Here is a 12025-nt window from a genome sequence, read left to right as displayed (position 1 = left end):
ATATAAACATTTCCACGAATAACAAACACAGTTTATAAGATAAGAGGGAATGTCCGAAACACCGATACCAGTTTGTTTCTCTCAACTCGATATGAAGGTGATAGGAGTCTGACGGCTTTACCAGCTTTATTGAGTTCAAGGATGGCCTGACAGCGGTGTTTGAAGTAGATACAACCAATTCGAAGAACTATTTAAATCAAGTGAAAACTGCAAATTACACAAAGCTAACGAAGCTAACGAAGCGAAAGTGGGGAGGATTGAGCATTTTATATGATTTGTAAATTGCCTCTTATAAAATTTCCTGCTATACTTTTCGCAGGTTATATGTGATTGGGGGGGGTGTTGATGGCAATGCTGGATTGCTCATTAGCTAGGAAGTCCTCATGCAAAGCCTGACCTAGGGCGATACTTTTCGTGGGGTGCGATAGAATAGATTCGATCGCCCGAACTTAACTTTATCGTTTCTAATAACGGGCTTTGCACCTTATGATCATTCACGAAAATAAGGGGCTGAAGAGCTATGAGTACACCATTTATTAGAAACCATCAATATAACATAATTAAGAAACAAGCGGAATTTCTTCAGAATACACTGCGAACCGTCGCGGATCGAAGCGTCTTGGAGACCGTAAGGTATCGTGCTGCAGCGAGCATTATTGAAGCATTTCCATATCTGACAGGGGATCAGCAGCAGATGCTGGAGCAAATATCGACCTTCGAGACGACATATGATTTCCAGAAATATCTTAGCACATTAGAAGCATACCTGGAACCATACCCACCGATTACGCTGAAGCAGATTCAGAAACTGTTCCCTAAAAATAAGAAACTGAAAGTACCTGATTTACGATCCATTGACTTTCGATATTTGACGTATCTGAGCTGGGTAGATATTGCCACAAATAAATTATTCATTGTATATCCGTTCGAAGGACAGTTCATTGGCATAGAGGGAAGAATCACACCGACCCACAAAAAAGGATACTGCCTGTTTTGCAATCGGCATCAGGAGCTTGCATTCTTCACGGTTAGAACCAATCCTTCGAGCGCTTCGCCGGACCATTTTTCTGCCATTGGCCAATACGTGTGTAAGGAGAGCCGAGGATGCAATCAGTGCATTACTGATACAGGAGCGCTGGAGAAATTCATCTTCACTGTCCTCAAATAACTGACTAGAAACAGGTTGCCCTTTCAAAGGCAGCCTGTTTTGCTCTGCTTTCAATTAAATGTGATTACATCGACGACAAATTTCATATCATCCAGATAGCGATCCAAGGAAGTCATATTTAGCCGTAAATCACTATATATCAATGATTTGATTGAAATTTTGAATATTAGAGAAGTTCCCAGTAATCAGCAAAAAATAAAAGTGTGTTAACAATAAAATATAAAAATGTTGATTTCAAATATCCTAATAGTAGAAACAATACTTTAAAAAATATTAATATAAAAATAAGTAAAGAGGGTAGTACTAGCATAGCTGACACTACCCGCAAAGTAGATGGAATGTTTATAGAACTTCATGAAGCGAATTGCCACCTAAATGAGAACGCATGCAAATAAGCGCCGAACTATGCGGCGCTTATTTGTCGTTTCCGATCTTAAGTGTCATTTCGATTTGATCGTAGGGTCATCCGCTTTTTGACGCTTTCAAGCCATCAATGTAAAGTCTGCAAATTCCTTTCAAAATTTGTTTCGTCGAAAGTTCTTCATCTTTTAAATGAAAATCGATGTTGTGGAGAGTTGCCAATAAAGCTTCTACGGTGTATACAATGTCAACGTCCGAAATATCTCCTTTTGCTGAAGCCTCGCTATATAAATATCTACATGTTGTACGCATCCATTGACATAGCGGCGAATGAAGTGGGCGATGTCCGGTAGATGCGCGGCTGACGGCGCAAAGCCAGGGGACTTTCGACTCCAAAAAGGAAACATAGCTCACGATGACTTGATAAAGTTGCTCCAAAGGAATAACATCCTTGGATTGGCCGAGGTAGGCCTGAACTTCGTCGAATAATGGTTGACACTCTTCGCTGACAATTTCCAAACAAATGTCGCCTTTCAGGGGATACCGGCGGTACAAGGTTGCTTGTCCAACTCCTGCCGCTTTAGCGATCTGATGCATATTAACGTTCTCGACGCCTTGTTCTATAAAAAGCTCTCTTGCCGCTTCCAATATCCGTCTTCGGTTAACTCCCTCCCTAGGGATCTTGGGGGATTCCAGTGTGATTTTATCTTTCATAGGGATATTCTCCTAGTAATTTGATTTCAACTAAATAGGACAACGTGTCCCTTCATAATTATAATAATTTTTAAATGGAAGGCAAACTCAATAGTGGTTTATCATAATTCTGAATTGACATACGGACAATTTGTCCGTTAATATTATAAAAAGAAACGGACAATTTGTCCGTATACCTAATAAGTGAAACATATCCATTAGAAGAAAAAGGCGGGGAGTTGAAGCGGATGAATGAACGTGTCTCCGAACTCACGTATGCTACCATCAATGAGTTAGCTTTTATGATTCATGCCGGGGAGGTATCCCCGGTCGAAATTACGGAACAAGTCCTACATCGAATTCAGCGGTTGAATCCGAAGTTAAACGCTTTCGTTACTCTAACTGCCGAATTGGCGATTGAACAGGCTAAGCAAGCGGAACATGATATTATGCATGGCCGGTACAAAGGACCGCTTCACGGAATTCCTATTGTGCATAAGGATCTTTATTATACGAAAGGCATCAGGACAACAGCAAGCTCGAAAATATTGAAGGATTTCGTTACCGATTATGACTCTACCGTTGTCGCTAAACTGCATGAAGCAGGGACAATTTTGCTCGGCAAAGTGCAAACTCACGAATTCGCGGCTGGGATGACTACAAGTAGTCCGCATTTTGGTCCTTGCCGCAATCCGTGGAATCTTGAGCTTGTACCGGGGGGATCAAGCGGTGGCTCCGCATCTGCCCTTGCATCCGGAATGGCATATTTGGCTACGGGCACTGACACCGGAGGATCGATTCGCATACCGGCTGCTTGTTGCGGCGTTGTCGGAATGAAGCCGACCTATGGCCGTATTAGCAGATATGGCATAATGCCAATGGCTTGGTCGCTCGATCATCCAGGACCGTTAGCCCGAAGCGTCCTGGATGCATCTCTATGCCTGGATGTAATGTCTGGCTTCGATGCGAAGGACGTCTCAACAGTCGACCTGCCCCCTCCTGGCATCAAGCTGTATCCTGAAGGGCTTAAGGGCGTTCGTATCGGATTGCCGACAAATTATTATTATGAGGACCTGGAGCCGCAGGTCGAAGCGGCGCTGCAATCGGCTATCCATACTTTCCGTGAGCTTGGAGCCGAGCTGATTGAAGTTGAATTTCCGCTGATCAAGCATGTTCCCGAGGCGACAATGGCCATTATGATGGCGGAGATGTATTCCATCCACGAGAAATGGATGGAAAAGAAATCTGATGATTACGGGCAGGATGTGCGGATGTTTCTTGAAAGCAGCAAAGATATTCCCGCCTCGATTTATCTACAATCTCAGCGGGCTCGGCAGTTGGTAACCGATGACTTCCTGAACGCGATGTCCGGAATTGATGTATTGTTGACTCCGGCAACGCCAAACACTGCTCCCTATCCGGACGATCAAGCGGGAGCGCTCCGTTTGACGACGTTTACGCTTCCAACAAATTTGACCGGAATGCCTAGTCTATCGATGCCATGCGGCTTTTCTCCTTCCGGTCTGCCAGTTAACATGCAGTTGATTGGCCGTCACTTCGAAGAGGCTGAAGTCCTTGGCATCGGCTATGCCTATGAACTTGCTACGGATTGGCATAAAAGACATCCCCAGTTATGAAGGAGAAAAATTGAATGACTACTAAGCAACCTGACTCTGTTCGCAACCCTGAAGCATTGAACGAAACAATTATCATTGCAAGGGAAGAAGAAACTAAACCCTATCTTCAGTTTATCCCCGGGATCGCTAGTCTTAAGGAGTTGAATTTGACAGGTATAGAACCAATATTGCCTCCTGCTTACAAGAGGAGGCCTAGTCGGGATTTAATTTTGGAGTAACCGAATATTCAGAATGGAATACAATGATGACGAAATGAGGATGCGCGAATGACTGTGAAAAAACTATTTTTTTTACCAGCTGGTTATTGTTATCTTGATCAATCTGCGGTGAATCGCAATCTCACGCCAGGTTCTTTAGTCAAAATGCCGATATGGACTTTTCTATTAGAAACGACCGATGGACCGATTTTAATCGATACGGGCATGCCGGATTCTTTTATTAATAATCCCGATTATTACAAAGGAACCGGAAGGGAGGGAAGGGTTGTCCCTGCCATGACCGAAAATGACAGTATATTGGCCATATTAAAGCGTGCTGGTTACAGGGCGGACGATATTCAGCTCCTTATCAGTTCCCATTTGCACCTTGATCATGCCGGAGGAAACGGGCATTTCCGAAACACGCCAATTCTTATTCAGCGCGCGGAATATGACGCGGCCATATCGAATGACGACTATTCACCTCAAGAATGCAGAATACCTGACTTGAAGTACCAAATCATCAGCGGGGATTATGAAGTGGCGCCAGGGATTAGCATATTTTCAACACCAGGCCATTCTCCGGGGCATCAATCAGTTCTAGTAACAACGGAGACTTCCGGTCCTATCCTGCTTACAATCGATGTATCATATACTAGGGAGAACTTTGAAAATGAAATTCCATTCCTATCATCAGACCCAGAGCTATCCGCAAAATCGATCAAACGAATGCAAGAACTAATAAAGGCAGTTCGGCCTTCGGCTGTTTTTTTCGGGCACGATGAAGTTCAAGCTAAAAAATGTCGTGTATTTCCTAACTTTTCATAAATAGAAATAGAAATGTGAGGAGGACATAGCCCGGTGGCAAAGCACGGGAATGTCCTATTTTATTGAATACGAGATTATGCTAGGCGGACGATCAACAAAACTTAATTTTAGTTGGTGCTTAAGTTTCGGCGTAATTGACATGTAGAATGTCACTCGTTGTATACTGTGACCTATATTGAAAAGGGAAAAGGCCATTTACTTTACAGAATATAATTACCGATTAAAAACTTCTTTCTAGCAAGGTGCCAACTTGCGTGGCCATGACTTGCGGTGAATAGGGCATTCCATTTCGAATCCACCATTCAATGACCCCTACATAAATTGATTTCAAGTATAAATAATATTAGAGTTATATTATAAAAATACCAACTTCAATGTAAACTTGACCCCTGTCATAATAATCTGAGTACTGGTTCATTCTCAGTCTTATATAAGCTGGGGATTTTTGTTTTAAGGGAGGAATTAAATTGTTAAATGATTATGAAAGAGAAGGAATATTTAAAGCCATTTTTGAAAGGAGAGATATACGATCATTTAATGGAAAACCCATATCCAAAGAAAAGTTAAACAACATATTAATGGCTGGTCATCATGCACCTTCCGTTGGTTTTATGCAACCTTGGGATTTTATTATAGTTGACTCTCAAGAAGTTAAAGAACGATTGGCGCATGCATGTCATAAAGAGATTAAGGCCTTGTCCATACACTATGAAGATGAAAAAAAGAAAAGATTTCTCTCGTTAAAATTAGAGGGTATAAGGGAAGCACCTATAACGATCTGTATTACATGTGATCCAACTAGAGGTGGCGGACATGTAATTGGACGAAATTCTATTCCTGAAACAGATATTCTTTCCGTCGCCTGTTGTATCCAAAATATGTGGTTGGCGTCTTATGCAGAAGGAATAGCTATGGGATGGGTGAGTTTTTACAAGAAAACAGACGTACGGGAAATACTAAATATTCCACCACATATTGATCCTATTGCTTTGGTTTCATTAGGTTATACGGAATTTTATCCTACTAAACCAATCCTAGAGCAAGTAAATTGGGAGAGACGTCGAAATCTAAATAATCTAATACACCATAATACATGGGAATGATCTGAAATATAGTGAATTTTCCTTTTTGGATATGATGCTCACGGAAACGATTGTTTCATAAGCATCATTAAGCAAGGACAAATGAAAAAGATAAATTTATTCGAGGTTACAAAAGATATAAACGTTTATGCGAACTTTGTATCATTTATAACCTCAGTAAACAAAAATTTTCGTTCAGATAAATAGCTAAAGTAGGGAACTAGTGCCAATCTCCAACAGGAATATGATGATGGAGTCCACATGCATTTTCAATTCATTAACATATGTACAAAATACGGGTTTTGTGAATATGTATCAGGAGAAAACCTAACCTCTATTTTTGGGCCGCGAATTGTACATTGACACAAAATCCCCTACTAAAATGACACAAAGTTCCCTACTTTAGTAGTTAAATCATACTTTTGAGTGACTTAGTTCTTTTTCTTCAAGCGAATGAGGTAATTTTTTTTATTTATCAAGCTAAGTAGGTAACTTTGTGTCATTCTCCCAGTCAGGTAGGCAATTTAGTGTCACTTACTTGACGCGCTCTACATTACTTATCCATATTATTGACTGCCTTCCTCATTTCCTCATCTGTTAAATGTGTATAGATCATGGTTGTTTGTATTGAGGAATGTCCTAATTGGTTTTTCAATCTAGGCACATCATTGTTCTCTAAATGATAGCGCGTTGCAAATGAATGTCTTAGAGAATGCACGGTTAATGCTGGTTTTCCAAAAGCTGAAGCATACTTTTCGATTAGTTTTTCAATAGATCGCTGCGTTAAACGTCGGCTTTTTCCTTTACGACCTATGGAAGCTGCAATAAACAAAAAGCTTTCGTTTTTTTCTGGGATATATCTGGATTCTCTAATCTGCAGATAATTTTCTAAATCTAGTAACGCTTGCTTGCTGAAATACACGTATTGTTCTTTATTGCCTTTTCGTATAACACGCACCAAAGCTTTGTTCATATCTAAATCTTCAATGTTAATACCTGCTACCTCAGAGAGCCTAAGACCAGAACCTAAAATGAGGGAAACAATAGCTGTATCTCGTTCACGGTTAAATTGATGGAAATTGAAAATACGTTTATTCTCTTTATTGATTTCTCCGAAATCATGAGCTATAAACTGCCTAAATGACTCAAAATCGTCTTCTCTAAGAATTTTCCCATCAATACGATTGGCAATGGTTTCTTGGCTTTCTTTAATCACGTTTAAATCCATTTTGGCCATAACATTGCGCTGGATATATGGTTTTAAGTCATTTGTTTCAGCTTTGTTCTGTAAGTAATCAAATAAGGATTTTAGTGAGGACAATTTACGGTTGATGGTTAGCTTGGCATTGCCTAGTTGATACTCCAAAAAAGATAGGAAATTTTCCACTTCACGAATCGTTAGTTTCTCCAAAGTAGCTAATTTAATGTTTTTACGGCTATCTTCAGTAAAATTTTCTGCAACTAACCAATCAAAAAAAATAATATAGTCATGGCAATAATTCAGAAGCGTTGTGGGAGAAAGTTTTCGTTTTCTGCTATCAATAAATTCCGTAACAAACCACGGAAGATCGGACAATTTTTCATCGATTCGATTCATGTAATGCATTTTCATTTGTTTATCCATATATGTATAACCTCCGTAAATTATTATACTTCAGTTATAAATATTCGTCAAAATTATATTTTACGTAATTATCAAATGAGGTCACAGTAGGTCGAAATACTTCCAAGTAATTAAACTGGTCTCTTCCTTGGTTTAGGTACATTATTATTTTCCTTATGATGTCGCGTTGCAAACGAATACCTAAGAGAATGTACTGTTAGAGACCACCCAGCACCTTAAGTCCACAAACATCTTTGCTTATGGCTATTAACAAATTAATCCCTGACTCGAAAAAATGTTTTTTTGAATATTGTCGCGCCCACATATTCCAGTTCTTAGCATGTAAGCCTAGCCACCATAAATTACGGGCAAAAATTAAGAAACGTATTAGGCCTTCCTCCTCCTGGTTTAAAAAGCGTATAGAGGAGTACCCTGAAATAAGCTCTTTCCAAATTTCAGGGGTCCCCCCTCTCCCAAAAGTGCCCCAGATTGCAGTCGCTAGATCATATATTCTCCACTGCCAACCAACATCTTCAAAATCGATTATCACAGTTTGTCCAAGAGTTGTTTGTATTGCATTTAAGTGGTGTGCATCTCCATGTGAGCATCCAAATAAAGATTCATCGTTATACTTTTCTAATATTACAGCTATTGTGCTTGTTAGTCGTTCAGTCAATAAGAGACTTTCACAATCATTGTAAGAATTTCTTATTGCGTCCAATGAGTTATATAGTAACTCATTAATTGTAATATCTCGAAGCCAACTCGGCTTCTTCATCTTAGCCCAAATATTGTGTATATGACCAATTGAAGTGCCTAGTGAGAAGAAATTGGATTTATTAATTTGTAGTGCATGACCTTCAACAAACTCATAAGCCCTTGCCATAAATGCCACTTCATTAATTTGTATTATATTATTCTCTTCTTTGAGGGGACGTGGTACGGGAGCTCCTTCGCGAAATAGTGTTTGTATAGCAAGATATTCACGTTGTAATCTATCCAAAGAGTTGATAGGAAGAATCTTCAAAAGAAAATCTTCACGCGCTGTGATGGCTTTATATACATAACTTCTATTTAATGATAGTGGGAGTAATTCTTGAATTTTCATGTGTGGAAATATAGAATCAAGGTGAAATAACAATGTTTGAGTATTTGAATGATACTTCAATCCATTAACAACTCCATTCTATGACGTTCACAAATCCAAGGAAGTGTTGATACTCGTTGTAGCTGATTTGTACTTTCATGTAGCTTCGGTCCACTTCTCTTTAACTCTAATAAATCTAAATCGTAATTATCTGTTACAAAAGTTGAATTCTCAAAACCATCTTTAATGTTACCCAAAGAAAACTCTCTCAGCCCCACTAGTCCATAGCAAGGATAAATATAACCATCACCATCAATATATAATCTTAAATGATTTGCACACTGGTTAATTGGATTTTCTGGAATTGTGTTCCAAAAATTGCTTGTTTCACTTTTAATCGGATATATCGTAATGTCCATTGAATTAACAGATCCATAACTGAGAAACCCGTATTCCCGTAAAGTTGAAATCGAACCAATAATTCCGATTGGTCGGCGTAAATTTATTAATAATCTCATAAAGTCTTTAATTGATGTTAACTTTGCTAATACAAAGAGATTGTCTGTAGTTACTCCAACTGATGAGAGCAGCGAATCATCGCAAAGTGATTTTAGGTGAGTGTAGTTATGAAATAGCTCGACTATATCTAAGGTTATTGAAAATGCGAAACCATTATTAATACGACCCAACTGCGGTCCGCTTAAGCGAATTCCCTCTTTGCAGAAGCGCAAGTTGTCGCGGGTTCGATAGATCTGGTCGGCCAGCACCGCTTTGGGATAATAACCAAATCTGGCGCGGTAACGCTCTACGGCGTCCTGCAATGTCTGCCCTTCGTTGTAGCTATCCCACGACAGATGCTCGCGGAAAGCGTAGCCGTTCACCACGCTAATCGCCAGCTTCTCTCCGAACTCGACGTTTGCCCTGGCTTTGCCCCGCACGATCGGTCTGACATGTGGCTGTGCGATACTGACAATCCGATCCGATATGCTGTGTGTCCGCTTGTCATACATCGTTTGCTGCTGACAATAAAGCTCTTGAATGACCAGCAGTTCCTTGTACAAACGCCGCGGCAGGCCGCTCGTCATATCGGCGAGTTCGGCGATCATGCGCAGATCACGGGAAACGAACCTGAGCTGCTTGCCGATCGCTTTTCGTATCGCGCGCGGGCTTCACGCGCCGCTGCTTGGCAACCGCCAGATAGGCTTTGCGGGCACGCTCTCGGTATGTTCTGGGCTTGCGGGTCTTTCCACGTTCCGGTTCGTGCAGGATGTCGATGATCTTCTCCAGCTTTTCTCTGGCCTGATTCAGTAACGACAAATCCGTCGGGTAGGCGATATCCGCCGGCGCGCAGGTAGCGTCCAGCAGCAGTTCGCCCTCGTTCGTCAGTTCCATCTGCTGTGGCTGCGTTTCTGAAGGCTTACCGGACGCTGCGTCAGTTCCGCTGCCAGGTTCATCGTCGTCCGATGAATCATCCGACACTTGCGCGCTTCTTCCAGAGCGATCCATTCATTCACTTCATCCAGAATTTCGCCACCCAATCGCTTGCGGAAATGCGTCATGAGAGAATGATGAAACGGACGGCGGTACCGATATTCCGGCAGACCGAGGAAGTACTGCAGATACGGGTTCTCCAGAATCTGACGAAGTGTCTCCCGATCATCGGTGCCAAGCCGCTCCTGGATGATGAGTGCGCCGAGCGCGATACGGATCGAAACGGCTTTTTGGCCCTTGAGGCTTTTCTTGAAGTTTTTCGCATACTTCTCTTCGAGCATCCACCACGGAATCATCTGGGCCAGCAGCACCCAGCGGTTATCTTCTGCGAGCTTTCCGCCGAACGGCAGAAAAAAGTCGACGGGCAGGTTCATCTGGTTCTCGGTTCGCTGATACAATCCTGACGCCTCCAAGTGCACGGTTTTTCACGGGGCTGCCCCGTTTTCCTTCGACATAAGAGGCCCTAAACCCTTGTGCCTGTTGGAGTTTTGATTCGTTCAGCAAGCCCTAGGTAAACCGTGTCCTATGGGCATCGGCGCACGTGTTTAGACTCCGATGCCGCGAGGCTCATTGTCAAGGCGAATACGTTGTTTACATGTCTTCGATGTACACGCCCTTGATAATCAAGGATTTTCTAAAAGCGAGTTGAGATAATTAACGAAAATATACGCTAAGTATTAAACGGATTAATGACCCTTTGGCGGCTCAAACATCATATTGTTTAACTGGTTCACAAAATACCTTCGTTCGGGCCCGGGTTGTTTCGAAATACTTTCGCTTCTTCCACTAGAACCTCGTCCGCATCCGTACCAAGTACCTTCATCGTTTCATCAATGAATGATGCTAGTAGCATAGAGCTCGGATCGTTATTGAAATACGTTTGAACCCCTGGCGGCGCAATTTCCAGGATTTTCACCGATGTGTCTTTAAGCATGTACCGTTGGGATAGCGTATAGGAATGGAGCGCTGCTTTCGTCGTAATACAGAAACATGAAAATAATTCCAATAGGACGTAGGTTCTACTTTCTTGAAATTTTTGATTAGACTGGAAAGAGGCTAAGTCTACAGGTCATTAAAGTCAACCTAAAAACTTAGCCTCTTGATTTCATATTAAATTTTAAATAAACTTCAGTCTTCACATAACATTGTCTGCAAAGTCGGTGAGACTACTATTTATTATTGCTGCTACATCCTTTTTGTAATCGTGTATAAAAAAATGATCCCCGTCAAACATATGAATTTTACAACTTTTGGACGTATAATCATGCCATTTTGCAACGTCAAAAATAGTGGCTCCCTTTTCTCTTTTTCCCCACAATACACTTATATCGCAGTCAAGCTTAGCGTTTTTTTCAATGTGCCTGTATGTGTCAGTAATTCTAAAATCCGCTCTGAGTATCGGTAAAAACAACTCCATTAATTCATTGCTTTTCAGAACCTCTTTGGGCGTGCCTCCCAGCTTAAATACCTCATCCACAAACTCCTTATCCGGCAAATCATAGAGTACCTTCTTCTTACTTACAAAACCCGGAGGATATCTGCCGGAAATAAACATATGGACAGGATATGGATGTCCGAGCTCCTTTATTCTATAGGCAAGTTCATATACAAGTACACTGCCCATACTGTGGCCAAACAACGCATAAGGTTGTTCTTCAAGGTTGCTTATGATAATACGGTGTATATCTTCAAGCGCTTCCTCAACACTTCCGTAAAACGGTTCACCAATCCTGCTGCCTCTTCCCGCAAGCTCAATCGGGAAAAGCTCAATCCTATCATGCAAGTATTGTTCCCAATATTTATATACTGCTGCAGAACCTCCTGCATACGGCAGACAAAACAATTTAATCTTATCCATTATATCTACCCCTTATATCTG

General features: G+C 41.3%; 10 protein-coding genes and 2 pseudogenes. 5 read left to right on the top strand and 7 right to left on the bottom strand.

Annotated features, from left to right (window positions below; genetic code table 11):
* Window positions 1-520: 520 nt before the first annotated feature.
* Entirely contained in the window at window positions 521-1168 is a 648-nt protein-coding gene (locus FKV70_RS21620) for a FusB/FusC family EF-G-binding protein (protein WP_142614355.1), read from the top strand.
* 462 nt (window positions 1169-1630) lie between these two features.
* On the opposite strand, the gene FKV70_RS21615 is transcribed toward FKV70_RS21620, so the two are convergent.
* Window positions 1631-2242 (bottom strand): TetR/AcrR family transcriptional regulator, encoded by a 612-nt coding sequence (locus tag FKV70_RS21615; protein ID WP_142614353.1) that lies wholly within the window; start codon window positions 2240-2242, stop codon window positions 1631-1633.
* A gap of 227 nt (window positions 2243-2469) precedes the next feature.
* Here FKV70_RS21615 and FKV70_RS21610 point away from each other — a divergent pair, with 227 nt between their 5' ends.
* The 3 genes from FKV70_RS21610 to aiiA are packed head-to-tail and all read left to right on the top strand — an operon-like array spanning window position 2470 to window position 4883.
* Entirely contained in the window at window positions 2470-3858 is a 1389-nt protein-coding gene (locus FKV70_RS21610; protein ID WP_142614351.1) for an amidase, read from the top strand.
* A gap of 14 nt (window positions 3859-3872) precedes the next feature.
* Window positions 3873-4076, top strand: coding sequence for a hypothetical protein (locus FKV70_RS21605; protein ID WP_142614349.1), 204 nt, complete (start codon window positions 3873-3875; stop codon window positions 4074-4076).
* 48 nt (window positions 4077-4124) lie between these two features.
* Window positions 4125-4883 carry a quorum-quenching N-acyl homoserine lactonase AiiA gene (gene aiiA, locus FKV70_RS21600; protein WP_142614347.1) on the top strand — a complete coding sequence of 253 codons (759 nt, stop codon included), beginning with the start codon at window positions 4125-4127 and terminating at the stop codon, window positions 4881-4883.
* 220 nt (window positions 4884-5103) lie between these two features.
* Here aiiA and FKV70_RS21595 read toward each other — a convergent pair.
* A pseudogene (locus FKV70_RS21595) lies at window positions 5104-5217 on the bottom strand (TetR-like C-terminal domain-containing protein); the annotation flags it as partial.
* A gap of 133 nt (window positions 5218-5350) precedes the next feature.
* Between FKV70_RS21595 and bluB the strand changes: the two are divergent.
* Entirely contained in the window at window positions 5351-5986 is a 636-nt protein-coding gene (bluB, locus tag FKV70_RS21590) for a 5,6-dimethylbenzimidazole synthase (protein WP_063210400.1), read from the top strand.
* A 532-nt stretch (window positions 5987-6518) separates the two neighbouring features.
* Here bluB and xerS read toward each other — a convergent pair.
* The 5 genes and pseudogenes from xerS to FKV70_RS21555 form a co-directional block, all read right to left on the bottom strand.
* Window positions 6519-7589, bottom strand: coding sequence for a tyrosine recombinase XerS (xerS, locus tag FKV70_RS21585; protein WP_142614345.1), 1071 nt, complete (start codon window positions 7587-7589; stop codon window positions 6519-6521).
* Between the two features lie 196 nt (window positions 7590-7785).
* The gene (locus tag FKV70_RS21580) at window positions 7786-8736 is read right to left on the bottom strand and encodes a phosphotransferase enzyme family protein (protein ID WP_142614343.1); all 951 of its coding nucleotides are present in this window, start codon (window positions 8734-8736) and stop codon (window positions 7786-7788) included.
* Window positions 8737-9335: 599 nt separating this feature from the next.
* Window positions 9336-10544: pseudogene (locus tag FKV70_RS26730) on the bottom strand (IS5 family transposase); the annotation flags it as partial.
* Window positions 10545-10876: 332 nt separating this feature from the next.
* Window positions 10877-11152, bottom strand: coding sequence for a hypothetical protein (locus FKV70_RS21560; RefSeq protein ID WP_244310805.1), 276 nt, complete (start codon window positions 11150-11152; stop codon window positions 10877-10879).
* A gap of 129 nt (window positions 11153-11281) precedes the next feature.
* On the bottom strand, window positions 11282-12004 hold the full coding sequence (locus FKV70_RS21555) for a thioesterase II family protein (protein ID WP_142614337.1): 723 nt from the start codon (window positions 12002-12004) through the stop codon (window positions 11282-11284).
* Window positions 12005-12025 lie beyond the last annotated feature (21 nt).

This window comes from Paenibacillus ottowii (assembly GCF_006874425.1).
Taxonomy (GTDB): Bacteria; Bacillota; Bacilli; order Paenibacillales; family Paenibacillaceae; genus Paenibacillus; species Paenibacillus ottowii.
Note: the sequence above shows the minus strand (reverse complement) of the source record. Positions and strands in the feature narration are given on the sequence as shown.

Coding starts and splice junctions, on each gene's coding strand:
- FKV70_RS21605 (WP_142614349.1), top strand. CDS start 3,873: ATGACTACTAAGCAACCTGACTCTGTTCGCAACCCTGAAGCATTGAAC.
- xerS (WP_142614345.1), bottom strand. CDS start 7,589: ATGGATAAACAAATGAAAATGCATTACATGAATCGAATCGATGAAAAA.
- FKV70_RS21610 (WP_142614351.1), top strand. CDS start 2,470: ATGAATGAACGTGTCTCCGAACTCACGTATGCTACCATCAATGAGTTA.
- FKV70_RS21615 (WP_142614353.1), bottom strand. CDS start 2,242: ATGAAAGATAAAATCACACTGGAATCCCCCAAGATCCCTAGGGAGGGA.
- FKV70_RS21555 (WP_142614337.1), bottom strand. CDS start 12,004: ATGGATAAGATTAAATTGTTTTGTCTGCCGTATGCAGGAGGTTCTGCA.
- FKV70_RS21620 (WP_142614355.1), top strand. CDS start 521: ATGAGTACACCATTTATTAGAAACCATCAATATAACATAATTAAGAAA.
- aiiA (WP_142614347.1), top strand. CDS start 4,125: ATGACTGTGAAAAAACTATTTTTTTTACCAGCTGGTTATTGTTATCTT.